The organism is Vibrio aphrogenes, from assembly GCF_002157735.2.
Taxonomy (GTDB): domain Bacteria; phylum Pseudomonadota; class Gammaproteobacteria; order Enterobacterales; family Vibrionaceae; genus Vibrio; species Vibrio aphrogenes.
The window spans coordinates 2,460,014-2,476,739 of sequence record NZ_AP018689.1; the positions used below are offsets into that span (position 1 = coordinate 2,460,014).

Below are 16,726 nucleotides of genomic sequence, written 5' to 3' on the forward strand. Positions count from 1 at the left end.
TGTTGACCTTTCGAGGTTACCTCTCATTCGAAATAAAGGTTAATTCAAGGTTCACGAAATATTATGAAAATTATCATTCTTGGTGCTGGACAAGTGGGCGGCACATTAGCGGAAAACCTCGTGGGTGAAAACAACGATATTACCGTCATTGATAGTAATACCGACCGCCTACGTGAGCTGCAAGATAAATATGATTTACGAGTGGTAAATGGTTATGCCAGCCACCCGGATACTCTTCGTGAAGCCGGCGCTCAAGATGCGGACATGTTAGTGGCGGTAACCAATTCGGATGAAACGAATATGGCCGCTTGCCAAGTGGCCTTTACTTTATTTAACACCCCAAGCCGGATTGCGCGTATTCGTTCGCCTGAATATTTAGCGGAAAAAGACGCCTTATTCCAATCAGGAGCGATTCCAGTCGATCACCTGATCGCGCCAGAAGAGCTAGTAACCAGTTATATCGAACGCTTAATTCAGTACCCTGGTGCGCTTCAAGTGGTGAGCTTTGCCGATAAAAAAGTCAGTTTAGTGGCCGTCAAAGCGTATTACGGCGGTCCATTAGTGGGTAATGCGCTGTCTACGCTACGTGAGCACATGCCACACATTGATACCCGTGTAGCCGCAATTTTCCGTCAAGGTCGCCCTATTCGTCCACAAGGCACCACCATTATTGAAGCTGATGATGAAGTGTTCTTTGTTGCCGCCAGTAACCACATTCGTGCGGTAATGAGTGAGTTACAACGCTTAGAAAAAACCTATCGCCGAATCATGATTGTCGGTGGGGGGAATATTGGTTCGAGCCTCGCCAAATGTTTAGAAAAAGATTACAGCGTCAAATTGATTGAACGCAGCTATCAACGAGCGGAACGGTTGTCGGAAGAACTAGAAAACACCATCGTCTTTTGTGGTGATGCAGCCGATCAAGAATTATTAAACGAAGAAAATATCGACCAAGTCGATGTGTTTATTGCGCTTACCAACGAAGATGAAACCAACATCATGTCAGCGATGCTGGCAAAACGTCTGGGCGCGAAAAAAGTGATGGTGCTGATCCAGCGTAGTGCTTATGTAGATTTAGTCCAAGGCGGTGCGATTGATGTGGCAATCTCACCACAACAAGCTACCATCTCAGCACTATTAACTCACGTGCGTCGTGCTGATATTGTCAACGTATCGTCTTTACGCCGTGGCGCAGCCGAAGCCATTGAAGCGATTGCTCATGGTGATGAAACCACGTCTAAAGTCGTCGGTAAAGCCATCGGCGATATCAAACTGCCACCGGGTACTACCATTGGGGCCATTGTTCGCGGTGAAGAAGTGTTAATAGCCCATGACCGAACCGTCATCGAGCAAGATGACCATGTGGTGATGTTCTTAGTCGACAAGAAGTACGTGCCAGACGTTGAGCGCTTATTCCAACCAAGCCCTTTCTTCTTATAATCTGCACGAGTCATCTATGGTTAACTATCGTCCCATATCATTTGTTTTAGGTTTGGTATTATCAAAAATCGCCCTATTCATGTATGTGCCAACCTTGATGGCTTTTTTCACCGGTACTTATGGCTTTATTGAATTTGGTAAGGCGTTATTAATCACCCACCTTGCCGCCTTTCTCTTTTTATCCATCGGGCGTACCAAGAATTTTCGTCTTGGTGTCCGTGACATGTTTTTAATCACCACCTTAGTGTGGTCGGTCTCCAGTTGCTTCGCTGCTTTACCTTTTGTATTTATCAACCACATCAGTTTTACTGATGCCTACTTTGAAACCATGTCCGGCATTACCACCACTGGCTCAACCGTGTTAAGTGGATTAGATACCATGGCGCCTAGCATTCTCTTGTGGCGCTCGACCTTGCAATGGATAGGTGGGGTAGGATTTATCGTGATGGCGGTGGCCATTCTACCGATGCTAAACGTTGGGGGGATGAAACTCTTCCAAACCGAATCTTCCGACTGGTCCGATAAAAGCAGCCCACGCGCCAAAAACGTCGCCAAAAATATCGTGGCTGTGTATATCACCCTCACCCTGTTATGTACCTTGGGATACCTTTACACTGGAATGGGGCTGTTTGATGCGATTAACCATGCCTTTACCACTTTATCCACCGGTGGCTATTCAACCACTGACCAATCAATGAATCACTTTTCGAATGGCGCACATTGGGTTGGTTCACTCTTTATGTTCCTCGGCGGCTTACCTTTCTTATTGTTTGTCACTGCATTACGCAAAAAAGACCCCCAAACCTTATTACGTGATGCGCAAGTACGCGGCTTTTTTTACTTAGTTGTCGTGACAAGCTTATTGGTGGCCTTATGGATGACCATCCAAGATAACTATACCTTCCTCGATTCCATTCGAATCTCAACCTTCAATATTATCTCCGTTTTGACAACCACAGGATTTGGACTCGATGACTACACCTCTTGGGGGGCGCTACCTACGGTCGTCTTCGCGTTTTTATTAATGGTAGGCTCTTGTTCAGGTTCAACTTCAGGTGGGATAAAAATCTTCCGCTTTCAAATTGCTGCGACGCTATTAAATAAGCAAATCATGAAATTAATTCATCCTTCTGGTGTATTTGTGCAACGCTATAACCAACGCCCAGTTAATGATGATATCGTGCGGTCAGTGGTTGCCTTAGTATTAACCTTTCTCTTAACTGTGATTTTCATTGCTGGCGCGCTCAGTGCTATGGGGCTAGATCCCATTACCAGCATCAGCGGCGCCATGACAGCCGTGGCCAATGTAGGTCCCGGTATTGGCAATGTCATTGGCCCAACCGGTAACTTTGCCCCATTACCTGATGGTGCTAAATGGGTACTCAGTTTAGGGATGTTGATGGGGCGCTTAGAAATCCTGACTATTTTAGTGATTTTCTTCCCAGCATTTTGGCGCACTTAAACACATAAATCCGCGATGACTCCCCATCACCGTCAAGCTGCAACCGGCTCAACATAATAATAAATGCCGATAAAATGGCACACACAACCAGCCAACACAAACAAGTGCCAGATGGCGTGATTGTACGGAATGCGCTTGACGGTATAAAACACAACCCCTAACGAGTATATGATTCCACCCGCAACCAGCCAAATCACCGCACCAATATCCAAATGCGTAACCAATTGATACACCACCACCAAAGAAAGCCAACCCATAACCAAATAACTGATTAAAGAAAAAGCTTTAAAACGATACACAAACGAAATCTTCATGATCACGCCAAAAATAGCAATCGACCAAATCACCACCATCAAACCAATGGCTAAATGAGTTCGTAGGCCAACCAATAGAAAAGGCGTATAACTGCCAGCAATCAGTAAATAAATGGCGCTATGATCTAAGGTTTTTAGCCAGCGCTTGGCCGGAGGATAAGCCACCGCATGGTACAAGGTGGATGCCAAAAAGAGCACAATCACACTAGCACCATAAATGCTCATGCTGATATACGTCATCTTATCGGCACCATAATCTGCCGCCTTGAGTAACAGAGCAACTAAAGCCACAATACCAAAAATCACCCCTAAACCATGACTGATACTATTGGCGATCTCTTCACGAACCGTATATTCCTGAGATGACATATCACTAACCTTGTGCAATCCAAATAACAGAGCCATTATTTTGTCACATTGAGCTTACAGTTGTAAGCCCAAAAAGTGTTTATTTAGGTGCTTTCCTGCAAAAATGCTAACACTTTGCGGCCAGCTTGTGCGGGGGTTTCGTCGTGCTGCAAAATCAATTCTCGCTTCAACTTATTGCTGCCAATAAAACTAGACAGCATGCCTCCCATACCCTTTTTATGGCGATCCACTTCAAACCAAATCTTAAGTGCATGCTCAGTACGGTAGGTCACTATTTCAAGCTCGCGCCAACGCCCATGATATTCACCATGCACAGGAACAAACTCAAACTCTTGCACAAAAGGCAGTTCAAACCCATCAACGGCTTCGCATTCCACTTGACGGATGCGTAATCCTGCCGCTTCCAAAGCAGAAAAAATACCATCTTCTAAGGGATGAGGACGTACCGTTAACAAATCCGTATCTTTCGGATCCAAGGCTTGCGCTATGTCTAATTGTGTCTCTAACCACACCTTAGAATCCCCCAAGGTAATCGGTGTATTCCACGGCACTTGCAGCTCGGCAGAAAACACTTTGTCTTGATGAGGTTCGATTTCAAACGCATGCGGTAAGGACCACTTATCCAGAACATACGTTTGAGCCACCTTACTTCCCTCCACCTTTCGCCCATCTTGGTTGATTCTTTCAGCACGATAGCGACAACATAACTTGAGATAAATATTATCGATGGACTGCGTGGTCGCCCCGCCATAAGTATGAATATCCACGGCAACCGTCTGACCGGGATACACCACATCTTGTTTTAACACAGCATCCACTCGAGCCGAGCCCACGCCAAAACTGGCTAAGGTTTTCTTAAAAAACGACATACATATTCCTCGCTTTTCTAGCTTTCTAGCTTTCTAGCTTTAATTAAATTTTAGCTTCCGTTAAATTTTTAGCGTTAGCTCAATTTATTCGCTTAGAGATAAAAAGGTTATCGCATTAACAAATCATTATGACTATACTATTACACAGTCGAAAAAATGTTCGATTACTGGTCATTATTAGGACAAACAATCTAAATAAATAATGGTTGGATCAGGTAACAATTGCCAAGGATGTGCGTTTTTATAGGCAATCAATTCTATGCGTCCCGTTCCTGTTAGAGCTTCTTTTTGTCGTGGATCCGCTTCTCGTCGTCGCCCCAACTTTGTTGCTGTACCTGTAGCAAAACCGGCGAAGGTTCCTGTCGCTGAAAATGAGCAAAAATAATCGGCTCAAACAAACGTATATAAGAGCGTAGCGTCATTTAGATGCTGCGCTTTTTTTTATAATTTGTTAACGTAGCTTGAAGACAATTACCCTTATACCGATCACACTCATTAGATGGTCAGAAATTGCCTAGGAAAAGACTTGAGTGCAAAGCTAAAATTTCAATAAGTCGTTATTCTACAATTAACTTCTTTTATAAACGAAAAGTTAAACACCGTTATCAAGCCTTTTAACCAACAAGAATGATCAAATAATGAGCACGATTCGTATTACTATATTTATGGTGAAAAAATGAAATGCCATCGCGTTAATGAACTCATTGAATTACTCCATCCTGAGTGGCAAAAAGATCCCGATTTAAATCTACTCGAATTTCTCGTTAAATTAAGCCAAGAAGCCGGTTACCAAGGTAAATTAGAAGAGCTCACTGATGATATTTTAATTTATCACCTCAAAATGCGTAACAGTGCTAAAGACGACATGATCCCAGGTCTGGCTAAAGATAAAGAAGATGACTTCAAAACCGCCTTACTGCGTGCACGCGGAATTATTGAATAAGCTTCTTATTATCAATAAATAACAGCCAAGCCACCTACTTAATTTCCTGCAAATTAGTGAGGTAGCTTGGCTTTATTTTAACCAATATTCAACATTAAAATGACAAACCTTGAAGCACATAGCGGCTTCATTTTTTTATTCTCGATATACTGTGGCACATGGATTTCTCATAATAAAAAGAACATACCATCTCCTAGAGATACCTTTTACATAAGGAAGTGACATGAGCAATGAACGAATCGAGGTTAAAGTCATCGATCCCAAAACTAATCGGGATGCTAATGGCAAAATTTACGTCAGAAAGAGCCAAGGCGCTTTTCAAATGCTGCGCCGTTATGGTGGCTGGTTTTTAATTTTATTGTTTATTGCACTGCCTTGGTTTACTTATCAAGGACGCCAAGCCATTCTATTTGATCTTGCCAAGCAACAATTTTTCTTTTTTGGCGCCAGTTTCTTTCCACAAGACCTCACCTTATTGGCATTAATTTTTGTGATTGCCGCTTTTGGCCTCTTCTTTTTAACCACATTTTTAGGCCGAGTATGGTGTGGCTATTTATGCCCTCAAACGGTTTGGACCTTTTTATTTATTTGGTTTGAAGAAAAGCTAGAAGGCCCAGCCAATAAGCGTCGCAAGCAAGATAACTCTAAATATACTAACGCTCTTATCATCAGAAAGACGCTCAAACATGCAGCCTGGTGGATTATTTCGATTTTTACCGGTTTAGTCTTTATTAGTTATTTCATTCCAGTGCGCGAGCTGTTACCGCAATTTGTCACCTTTGAACTCAGTTTTTGGCCCGCTTTCTGGGTGTGGTTTTTTGCTGCTTGTACTTACGGTAATGCCGGTTGGATGCGCTCTATTATGTGTTTACACATGTGCCCGTATGCCCGCTTTCAATCAGCGATGTTCGATAAAGATACTTACATTGTCGGCTACGATGCCAAACGCGGTGAACAGCGTGGCCCTCGCTCACGTAAAAGCGAAAAACCCGCTCATCTTGGTGATTGCATCGACTGTAACTTATGCGTACAAGTTTGCCCTACCGGGATTGATATCCGTAATGGCCTACAATATGAATGCATTAACTGCGGGGCTTGTATTGACGCTTGTGATGAAACCATGGATAAAATGGGCTACGCACGCGGCTTAATTAGCTACACCACCGAACATAAATTAGCGGGTCATCATACCAAAGTCATGCGCCCTAAATTATTAGGCTATGGCGTGGCTCTTGTCTTGATCCTAGGCCTGTTTATTACTCAAGTTGTGGCCACCGATCCTGTTAACCTCAGTGTATTGCGCGATCGCACTCAAATGTATCGCGTCGATAACCATGGCTGGATTGAAAATACTTACACCTTGAAGGTTCTTAATAAAACTCAACAAACTCAGCAATATCACATTGATGTGAATGGCTTAAATGAGGTCAAATGGTATGGCAGTCAAACCATTAGCGTGCCGGCAGGGCAACTCATCAGCCAACCACTAAGTTTGGCTGTTAACCCTGATGAGTTAACCTCGCCGATCGTCAAGTTTGAGTTTATACTCAGCGATAACAATGGGTTTACCCTGCATGTTGAAAGTCGTTTTATTAAGAAACTCTAATTCGACACTCTATCTATTTGAATAAGGAAAGGCTGAGCAATTGGCCTTTTTTATTATATGACAACACATGATGCTCCGATGACGGCTTTTCATTTTGACGCTTTAACACCCGATTTTATGTGGTATGCCTTAGAGAGTATCGGTATTCGAGCTGAATCCGGGTTACTGGCACTCAACAGTTATGAAAACCGTGTTTATCAATTTGTTGATGAAGAGAAAAAACGTTATGTAGTGAAATTTTATCGCCCTCAGCGTTGGACTCAGGAACAAATTTTAGAAGAACATCAGTTTACTTTAGCGCTATTAGAGCAAGATATTCCAGTCGCGCCACCTTGCCTTATCAATGGGATGACATTGCATCAATACCAAGGTTATTACTTTGCCCTCTTTGCGAGTGTCGGTGGCCGCCAATTTGAAGTGGATAATTTGGATCAAGTGGAATGGGTTGGCCGCTTTATGGGGCGCATTCACCAAGTGGGCCAAGCCAAGCCTTTCATCCATCGTCCCACTATTGGGCTCGAAGAATACCTGTATCAACCCCGACAATTACTGCAACAATCGTCCTTTATTCCAAGTCATTTAGAAAACAGTTTCTTTAGTGATCTTGATAGCTTGATTGGTCAACTAGAGCAACATTGGGTCAACGCTCCATCCCAAATTCGCTTACATGGCGACTGTCATCCCGGTAATATTCTTTGGCGCGATGGCCCCATGTTTGTCGATTTAGACGATGCGCGTAATGGGCCTGCTATTCAAGATTTATGGATGTTACTCAGTGGCGATCAAGCTGAGCAACGCTTGCAATTAGAAGTGATTTTGGAAGCTTATTCCGAATTTGCGACTTTTGACCCTCAACAGTTGAAACTGATCGAGCCTTTACGCGGTCTTAGAATGGTGCACTACATGGCTTGGCTAGCAAAACGTTGGCACGATCCGGCTTTTCCAATTGCATTCCCATGGTTTAACGATGCAAAATACTGGGAAAATCAAGTATTAGCCTTTAAAGAGCAAATCTTTGCCTTACAACAACCTGCGTTATCCCTTACTCCTCAATGGTAATGAGAGTACGAGATAATCAACGACAATGCGGCCAAACGCCGTCAATGAAATGGAGTTAATTCTATAATGAAAAAAATCTTTACCCTTTTTGCTGCGCTGTTATTAAGCTTTGCGGCTCAAGCGGAACGTTTTCCGGAAGGCGATTACTACAAAACCATCGACCTAACCAAATCAACCACGCCAACCGTGACCGAGTTTTTCTCTTTTTACTGCCCTCATTGTCACGCTTTTGAACCTATGATCGGTGCGCTAAAACAACACCTGAATGGCAAAGCCGATTTTGAAAAAGTCTCTGTGTCTTTCATGGGCGGCAACATGGGTAAACCAATGAGCAAAGCTTACGCCACTATGGTCTCTCTTGGAGTTGATGATAAATTGGTTCCGGTGATGTTTTCACGCATTCACGATCAACGTAACCCACCTAAAAATGAAGCTGAATTACGTCAAATATTCTTAGATAACGGCGTTTCGGCTGAAGACTTTGATGGCACTTACAACAGTTTTGCGGTTGACTCTATGGTGCGTCGTTTTGATAAATCCTTCCAAGATTCCGGATTATCAGGCGTACCGACTGTGATTGTGAACAACAAATACATTGTTGATGCCAGCAAGATTAAAGATATTAATGAGTACTTTGACTTAATTGATTTCTTATTGAAGAAATAATCTCGGATCAAAAACTCATCATCAATGGGAAGCCGCAACGCTTCCCATTTTTATAAGACTGAAATGAATACAACCGCACTAATTAACCTCAACCGCAGATAAGAGTGTCACAATAACAATTCTCACCTTCTGATATAAAGCTAATAAAAATATCCATCAAGTACCTAAGGTTGATGACTTTCTCTCAATGCTGCAATTTGCGATGAATAATAAGGCAACATCACAAATCGACAGCTGAGGTTAAATATCTGATGAATGGTGTTGCTGATAAAGCGCCTCTAAATAAGTATCTTTGCTTTGCCAACGCCCACTCAGCCACGCTTGAAATTGACGCTTAAAAGTCGCTTGGTTGAAGTAATCTCCTTGGGGGACATCTGTCATAGGTATGACTTCAATATTCACCACCACTTTCTTTAACTTACCACTTAACATATCGCGAAATGGTGTTTCCCTATTATCAGGATAAGCCAAAGTAATATCGACCACGTATTCAAATTGCTCCCCCATGGCAGCTAAGGTATAAGCCATACCGCCCGCTTTGGGTGATAATAAATGCTGATAAGGTGAATGCCTTGTTTGGGCTTTATCATAACGGTGGCGAGTGCCTTCCACGAAATTCACGATCGTGGTAGCGCTATGTTGAAACTTTTCACACGAGCGGCGAGTGGTACGTAAGTCTTGGCCTTTTTTCTGCGGATGTTTCGCCAAATAATCTTTACTATAACGACGCATAAAAGGCATATCGAGTGCCCAACATCCCATGCCAAGAAAAGGAACGTACAATAATTCATGCTTTAAAAAGAATTTAGGCATTGGAATACGGTTACGCAATACGCTACAAAGTACCACGATATCTGCCCAGCTTTGATGATTCGACATCACCAAATACCAGCCTTGCTTGGTCAGTTGCTCTCCACCTTCAATATGCCATTGCACCGGATTAATGGTATTGAGAATGCCATGATTAACAGTTGACCATAACCACATCAGCCCATTAGCTAACGCGGTCATGCGCTGCTGCAAACCAGCGATGGGGATTAACCATTTAATGATCGCTATCAGGCAGATCCCAACCGAAATTACCGCCGTATTCACAATAACAAGCAAGCTGCTAGCAATAAAAACCATCACCGTCACATCAGCCTCACTATTAATAAACTCATAAAAAACACAACATTATATACTGTTATGTCTGTTTGTTGAGTCTATTTAGTCAACAGCTTCATAGCACTCACACAGCCTGAGCGGTCAGCTGCTTTAACAAACGATCCATGTTGCGATAGCCCAACGCTTCTGCTAAATGGGCTTTTTCAATGGCTTGCGCTTGAGATAAATCGGCAATCGTGCGCGCTACTTTTAAAATGCGGTGATAAGCTCGTACTGATAATCCTAATTGATGTAAGGCATGCTCTAAAAATTCCGCATCGGGCTTTTGCAACGCACAGAACACTTCAATTTCTCGACTATTTAATAACGCATTCACTTTGCCGCTACGCTCTAGCATCACTTGCCTTGCTTGCCAAACCCGTTGCTTGACCACTTGGGTTGATTCACCCCGCTCTCCTCCTTGCGATAACGTCCCTTTAGGAAGCGCTGGAATTTCTATCGACATATCAAACCTATCCAGTAATGGCCCTGATAAACGACTTAAATAGCGTAAAATGGTTTGGGGATTGACTCGGGTTTGTGAACCTTCATAATAACCGGTAGGGCTTGGATTTAACGCCCCGACCAATTGAAAGCGTGCTGGAAAACGCGTTTTACCCGCCGCCCGTGAAATAATAATTTCCCCCGACTCTAAGGGTTCACGCAAGGAATCGAGCACCTTACGATCAAACTCAGGCATTTCATCTAAAAATAATAAGCCATTATGAGCCAATGAGATTTCACCCGGCCTTGGGATCGAGCCGCCGCCCACTAACGCTGCCATAGAGCTGGAATGATGCGGTGCACGAAAAGGTCGATTCTTCCAATTATGGTGATTAATTTCTAACTCGGTTAATGACGCCACCGAGGCACTTTCTAAGGCTTCATCATCGTCCATCTCAGGCAACAAATCACACAGGCGTGACGCTAACATGGTTTTCCCCGTCCCGGGAGGTCCAAGAAATAACAGGTTATGTGAACCTGCGGCGGCAATTTCGAGCGCGCGCTTACCTTGCTGCTGGCCAATAATATCTTGCAGGTCGCGCTCATTACTAGGTTCAACAGCGGTCTCCGAGGTAGTAAACAACCCCATGGTTTGCTGACCACACAAATCGGCGCATACCTCTAATAAAGTCGCCGCCGATTTATGTAACTCTTGCCCCACTAAGGCCGCTTGATCACCATTATCATTGGGCACCACTAAGGTTCTGGGTATTTTCAAGCAAGCTAATGCGGCGGGTAGTACCCCTTTGACTCGACGCAATTCCCCTGATAATGCCAGTTCACCGACAAATTCATGACTGTCCAACTTATTAAGCGCAATTTGTTGTGACGCCGCCAAAATGCCTAAAGCAATCGGCAAATCAAATCGGCCACCTTCTTTGGGTAAATCGGCGGGAGCTAAATTGACCGTAATTCGCTTTGATGGAAATTCAAAATTAGAATTTAAAATCGCGCTCCGTACTCGGTCTTTTGATTCTTTCACCGTGGTTTCAGGTAGCCCCACTAAAGAAAATCCGGGCATCCCATTACTAATATGCACTTCGACCGTAACTTCCGGCGCTTCAACCCCAACGCAGGCCCGGCTATGTATTATTGCTAACTCCATTGTTCACCTATTCCACTCAAGTTATGGATTTCATTACTCTGAGTCCTTATATACAAACTTTATGGCGTTGCTGTTGGTGAAAAAAGTGTGAGTTTTTGCTTGTAATCTGAACGATTTTTGTGATACCACTAACGGTACGGATTTAGTTACGCTTTCAAACGGAATTGAAATGAAACCAATCGCTCGTCTTCACTCTCTGATTATTCTCTTAGTCGTGGTCATTATTCGGTCCGCGCGGGGATTAGTGAGCGATAAGTAACACCAAACACTATTCAGCCCCCGCACTCTAAGTCGGGGGCTTTTTTTTATCTTTTTTAAAACCAAAGACACACTTTAAAACCAAATACACACTCACGGCGATGACAGAATAATAAGATAGAGCCAAAAAAGCAGGACAAGGAATATAGCCCATGCAGAGACGACAGGAAGATAACGTACAGCACGCGCAGGAGAGCCAACGATGAATGGAGCAGAATTGGTAGTCAGCGCATTACAACAAGAAGGCATCAAAACCGTTTTTGGTTATCCGGGCGGAGCCATCATGCCCATCTACGATGCTCTATACGATGGTGGGGTCGAACATATCTTATGTCGCCACGAACAAGGCGCAGCAATGGCGGCAATCGGAATGGCTCGCTCCACTCAAGATGTGGCGGTTTGTATGGCAACGTCTGGCCCCGGTGCGACCAACTTAGTCACGGGCCTTGCCGATGCATTAATGGATTCCATTCCTATTGTTGCCATCACCGGACAAGTCGCCAGTACTCACATCGGCACCGATGCGTTTCAAGAAATGGATGTCATCGGAATGTCGTTGTCCTGTTGTAAGCACAGCTATCTCGTCACCGATGTCAATGAACTGGCGCCTACCCTGTCTGAAGCTTTTGAACTGGCCAAATCGGGTCGCCCTGGCCCAGTCTTAGTGGATATCGCCAAAGACGTGCAACTCGCTCAAGCTCCGGTCAGAATCTTACCGGAATTTACCCCACCAGCTCTTCCTGTTGCCAGCAACAATGCCATCGAACAAGCCCAACAAGTGTTAGCCAAAAGCCGCAAACCGGTGTTGTATGTCGGCGGTGGGGTGCAACTGGCCAAAGCTACCGACACGGTACGCGAATTTTTAAAACTGAATCCGATCCCTGCCGTCAGTACCTTAAAAGGGTTAGGTACCATTGAACGTCATTATCCTCACTACTTAGGCATGTTAGGAATGCACGGCACCAAAGCTGCCAACTTAGTAGTTCAAGAATGTGACTTATTGATAGTGGTCGGCGCTCGTTTTGATGACCGAGTTACTGGCAAACTCGATACCTTTGCTCCGCATGCAAAAGTTATTCATCTGGATATTGATGCAGCCGAATTTAACAAACTTCGTCACGCGCATGCTCCGCTTCGTGGTGATCTCAACGTATTATTGCCTTTATTAGAAGTGAGCAATGATATTTCTGAATGGAGCGAACATTGCGATCGCTTAAGAAAGAAATTCAAATGGCGTTATGATCATCCAGGCGATTTAATCTACGCCCCCAAGCTTCTCAAACAATTAAGCGATATGATGCCTGACAGCTCAATAATCTCGACCGATGTGGGTCAGCATCAAATGTGGGCGGCACAGCACATTCAGCCGCGCGATCCACAAAACTACATCACCTCAGCCGGCCTTGGCACTATGGGGTTTGGTCTACCTGCGGCAATGGGTGCAAAAGTTGCTCGTCCACAAGATGAATCAATTCTGATCACCGGAGACGGTTCGTTTATGATGAATATTCAAGAACTGGGCACCTTAAAGCGTCGCCAAATTCCCGTCAAAATGGTACTCCTCAATAACCAACGTTTAGGTATGGTGCGCCAATGGCAATCGCTATTTTTTGATGGTCGCCACAGCGAAACCATCTTGGATGATAACCCTGATTTCATCATGCTCGCCAAAGCATTCGATATTCCAGGCAAAACCATTACGCGTAAAGAAGAAGTCGAACCTGCGCTCCAAGAAATGCTTGCCAGCAACACTCCGTATTTATTGCATGTTTTAATTTCAGAAGAAGAAAATGTTTGGCCATTAGTGCCACCGGGCGCCGCAAACCAAGATATGTTGGAGAATACCTAATGGACAGATATCAATTAAATATAAAAGCCGACGACAAGCCGGTATTACTCGAGCGCGTATTGCGTGTGATTCGACATCGTGGTTTTACCATTCGACAAGTGATCGCCACCGTAAACCACGAAAGCAATATTGCCAGTGTTGAAATTATCGTTGATAGCAGTCGTCCTATTTCAATTTTGACCAATCAAATAGAGAAATTGTGGGACATCCGCACCGTCGATACCCAACTGCTGCAAACGCATCTGACAGAATAAAAAGAACAGCATTTTTAAAGGAATAATACTATGGCTACAAATACCGCGGATTTTATTTGGTTCAATGGAGAAATGGTGCCTTGGGCGGAGGCGAATGTTCACGTATTAACCCACGCCATGCATTACGGCACTTCAGTATTTGAAGGGATTCGCTGCTACAACACCCCTAATGGCCCAATTGTGTTTCGTCATAAAGAGCACATGCAGCGCCTTGAAGACTCCGCCAAAATTTATCGCTTTCCGATCCCTTATTCTGTGGAAGAAATGATGGAAGCATGCCGTGAAACCTTACGTACTAATAAGCTTGATTCCGCCTATATTCGACCACTTGGCTTTATCGGCAATGTCGGCTTAGGGGTTTGTCCTCCTACTGATAGTAAAATGGAGCTTATCATTGCGGCTTTCCCTTGGGGCTCTTACCTTGGTGAGGAAGCGCTCGCCAATGGCGTTGATGCGATGATTTCAAGCTGGAATCGCGCCGCACCCAATACCATTCCAACTGCCGCTAAAGCTGGTGGTAACTACCTCTCTTCTTTATTAGTAGGTGGTGAAGCTCGTCGCCATGGTTACGATGAAGGTATTGCCCTGAGTGTGAATGGCTACATTTCAGAAGGTGCCGGCGAAAACATCTTTGTGGTGAAGAATGGCAAAATTGTTACCCCACCAGCCACCAGCTCTATCTTACCGGGGATCACTCGTGATTCGATTGTTATTCTCGCCAAAGAGTTAGGCTACCAAGTAGAAGAAGCGAATATTGCTCGTGAAGCGCTCTACCTTGCCGATGAGATCTTCATGACCGGCACAGCTGCGGAAATTGTACCGGTACGCAGTGTCGACCAAATTACCGTCGGCGCAGGTAAACGTGGCCCGATCACTGAGAAGATTCAATCCACCTTCTTTGGCTTATTTAATGGCACCACTGAAGATAAATGGGGATGGCTCGATCCTGTCTACCCACAAGGTAAATAACGCCCAGTAGATGAACAATTTCTCTGTATTATCAATTTATTAAGATTTAAAAAGGACTTTATATTATGCCTATCTACCGCTCCGCCACCACCACTCATGGTCGTAATATGGCTGGTGCTCGTGCTTTATGGCGTGCTACTGGCGTGAAAGAAGAAGACTTCGGCAAACCTATCATTGCTGTGGTGAACTCATTTACTCAATTTGTACCGGGCCATGTGCACTTAAAAGACATGGGCCAATTAGTGGCTGCTGAAATTGAAAAAGCTGGCGGTATTGCCAAAGAATTCAATACTATTGCCGTGGATGACGGTATCGCCATGGGTCACGGTGGCATGTTGTATTCACTGCCTTCACGTGAGTTGATTGCCGACTCTGTAGAGTACATGGTCAATGCCCACTGCGCCGATGCCATGGTGTGTATTTCTAACTGTGACAAAATCACTCCGGGAATGTTGATGGCCTCATTGCGCCTCAATATTCCAGTAATCTTTGTTTCTGGCGGTCCAATGGAAGCGGGTAAAACTAAACTGTCGGATCAACTGATCAAACTGGATTTAGTCGACGCCATGATCCAAGGTGCCGATCCTAAAGTATCTGATGCCCAAAGCGAGCAAGTAGAACGCTCAGCCTGTCCAACTTGTGGTTCCTGCTCTGGCATGTTCACGGCGAACTCAATGAACTGCTTAACCGAAGCGCTGGGTTTAAGCCAGCCAGGTAATGGTTCAATGCTCGCCACCCACGCTGATCGTGAGCAACTATTCCTTAACGCCGGTCGACGCATTGTCGAACTGACCAAGCGCTACTACCTTGACGACGACGCCTCTGCCCTTCCTCGCAATATTGCCAATAAAGCGGCATTTGAAAATGCCATGGCTCTGGATATTGCGATGGGTGGATCAACCAACACCGTATTGCACTTATTGGCTGCAGCGCAAGAAGCGGAAGTGGATTTTGACATGAGCGATATCGACCGCATGTCTCGCCAAGTTCCTAATATTTGTAAAGTGGCTCCATCGACGCCTAAATACCACATGGAAGATGTTCATCGCGCCGGTGGGGTAATGGCAATTTTAGGCGAGCTTGATCGCGCAGGCTTAGTCAATAATCAAACCAAAACCGTATTAGGGTTAACCTTAAAAGAGCAACTAGCACAATACGACATCATGCAAACCGAATCAGAAGAAGTAAAAACCTTCTTCCGTGCCGGCCCTGCAGGTATTCGTACCACTAAGGCTTTCTCACAAGATTGTCGTTGGGACACTCTAGATGATGACCGTGAAAACGGCTGTATCCGCACCAAAGAAAATGCCTTCAGCCAAGACGGTGGCCTTGCGGTACTGAGCGGAAATATCGCCCTAGATGGCTGTATCGTAAAAACCGCTGGAGTGGATGAGAGTATTCTCAAATTCCAAGGGCCTGCCGTAGTATTTGAAAGCCAAGAAGATGCGGTCGAAGGCATTCTTGGAGGTAAAGTCAAAGCCGGTGATGTGGTAGTCATCCGCTACGAAGGTCCAAAAGGTGGGCCTGGCATGCAAGAAATGCTCTATCCAACCACCTATCTAAAATCGATGGGCCTTGGCAAAGAATGTGCGCTGTTAACCGATGGTCGCTTCTCTGGTGGCACGTCAGGTTTGTCTATTGGCCACGCCTCTCCTGAAGCGGCGAATGGAGGAACCATTGGTTTGGTGAATCAAGGCGATATCATCACAATTGATATTCCAAGCCGCACCATTGAGCTTGAAGTCAGCGAACAAGAACTAGCTGAACGTCGCGCCCAACAAGAAGTAAAAGGCTGGAAACCAGCTCATCGTGAGCGTCAAGTCTCTTATGCATTGAAAGCGTACGCGATGCTGGCCACCAGCGCCGACAAAGGTGCGGTGCGTGATAAATCTAAGCTAGAGGAGTAATCCTTT

General features: G+C 44.7%; 14 protein-coding genes. 10 read left to right on the forward strand and 4 right to left on the reverse strand.

Translation table 11 applies throughout. The annotated features are described in order from the left end of the window. Nucleotides 1–63: 63 nt before the first annotated feature. Both trkA and VCA1004_RS11155 read left to right on the forward strand, forming a co-directional pair. Nucleotides 64–1,440 (forward strand): Trk system potassium transporter TrkA, encoded by a 1,377-nt coding sequence (trkA, locus tag VCA1004_RS11150; protein ID WP_086981817.1) that lies wholly within the window; start codon nt 64–66, stop codon nt 1,438–1,440. A gap of 16 nt (nt 1,441–1,456) precedes the next feature. After that, nucleotides 1,457–2,902 (forward strand): TrkH family potassium uptake protein, encoded by a 1,446-nt coding sequence (locus VCA1004_RS11155; protein WP_086981818.1) that lies wholly within the window; start codon nt 1,457–1,459, stop codon nt 2,900–2,902. Between the two features lie 32 nt (nt 2,903–2,934). Here the strand turns inward: VCA1004_RS11155 and trhA are convergent, their stop codons facing one another. Continuing rightward, nucleotides 2,935–3,585, reverse strand: coding sequence for a PAQR family membrane homeostasis protein TrhA (trhA, locus tag VCA1004_RS11160; RefSeq protein ID WP_086981819.1), 651 nt, complete (start codon nt 3,583–3,585; stop codon nt 2,935–2,937). 83 nt (nt 3,586–3,668) lie between these two features. After that, on the reverse strand, nt 3,669–4,454 hold the full coding sequence (locus VCA1004_RS11165; RefSeq protein WP_086981820.1) for a sporulation protein: 786 nt from the start codon (nt 4,452–4,454) through the stop codon (nt 3,669–3,671). A 676-nt stretch (nt 4,455–5,130) separates the two neighbouring features. On the opposite strand from VCA1004_RS11165, the gene VCA1004_RS11170 reads away from it, so the two are divergent. From VCA1004_RS11170 to VCA1004_RS11185, 4 genes are all read left to right on the forward strand, one after another. Continuing rightward, nucleotides 5,131–5,397, forward strand: coding sequence for a YihD family protein (locus VCA1004_RS11170; RefSeq protein WP_086981821.1), 267 nt, complete (start codon nt 5,131–5,133; stop codon nt 5,395–5,397). Between the two features lie 223 nt (nt 5,398–5,620). Continuing rightward, a complete protein-coding gene (gene ccoG, locus VCA1004_RS11175; RefSeq protein ID WP_086981822.1) occupies nt 5,621–7,003 on the forward strand; it encodes a cytochrome c oxidase accessory protein CcoG in 1,383 nt (460 codons plus the stop codon). A 57-nt stretch (nt 7,004–7,060) separates the two neighbouring features. Then, nucleotides 7,061–8,062 (forward strand): serine/threonine protein kinase, encoded by a 1,002-nt coding sequence (locus VCA1004_RS11180; protein ID WP_408646858.1) that lies wholly within the window; start codon nt 7,061–7,063, stop codon nt 8,060–8,062. 66 nt (nt 8,063–8,128) lie between these two features. Next, nucleotides 8,129–8,728 carry a thiol:disulfide interchange protein DsbA/DsbL gene (locus VCA1004_RS11185; RefSeq protein WP_086981823.1) on the forward strand — a complete coding sequence of 200 codons (600 nt, stop codon included), beginning with the start codon at nt 8,129–8,131 and terminating at the stop codon, nt 8,726–8,728. A gap of 240 nt (nt 8,729–8,968) precedes the next feature. On the opposite strand, the gene VCA1004_RS11190 is transcribed toward VCA1004_RS11185, so the two are convergent. Together VCA1004_RS11190 and VCA1004_RS11195 are read right to left on the reverse strand one after the other, a co-directional pair. Next, nucleotides 8,969–9,856: an acyltransferase gene (locus VCA1004_RS11190; RefSeq protein WP_086984586.1), complete on the reverse strand. Its 888-nt coding sequence runs from the start codon at nt 9,854–9,856 to the stop codon at nt 8,969–8,971. A gap of 103 nt (nt 9,857–9,959) precedes the next feature. Continuing rightward, a complete protein-coding gene (locus VCA1004_RS11195; protein ID WP_086981824.1) occupies nt 9,960–11,483 on the reverse strand; it encodes a YifB family Mg chelatase-like AAA ATPase in 1,524 nt (507 codons plus the stop codon). A gap of 460 nt (nt 11,484–11,943) precedes the next feature. Between VCA1004_RS11195 and ilvG the strand changes: the two genes are divergently transcribed. The 4 genes from ilvG to ilvD all read left to right on the forward strand — a co-directional run bounded on the left by ilvG (nt 11,944) and on the right by ilvD (nt 16,720). Continuing rightward, entirely contained in the window at nt 11,944–13,590 is a 1,647-nt protein-coding gene (gene ilvG / locus VCA1004_RS11200) for an acetolactate synthase 2 catalytic subunit (RefSeq protein WP_086981825.1), read from the forward strand. Continuing rightward, complete coding sequence (gene ilvM / locus VCA1004_RS11205; RefSeq protein ID WP_086981826.1) at nt 13,590–13,844, forward strand: acetolactate synthase 2 small subunit; 255 nt, start codon at nt 13,590–13,592, stop codon at nt 13,842–13,844. The genes ilvG and ilvM overlap by 1 nt, the downstream gene beginning before the upstream one ends. 30 nt (nt 13,845–13,874) lie before the next feature. After that, nucleotides 13,875–14,813 (forward strand): branched-chain amino acid transaminase, encoded by a 939-nt coding sequence (locus VCA1004_RS11210; RefSeq protein ID WP_086981827.1) that lies wholly within the window; start codon nt 13,875–13,877, stop codon nt 14,811–14,813. A 65-nt stretch (nt 14,814–14,878) separates the two neighbouring features. Continuing rightward, nucleotides 14,879–16,720 (forward strand): dihydroxy-acid dehydratase, encoded by a 1,842-nt coding sequence (gene ilvD, locus VCA1004_RS11215; protein ID WP_086981828.1) that lies wholly within the window; start codon nt 14,879–14,881, stop codon nt 16,718–16,720. The last annotated feature ends 6 nt before the right edge of the window (nt 16,721–16,726 follow it).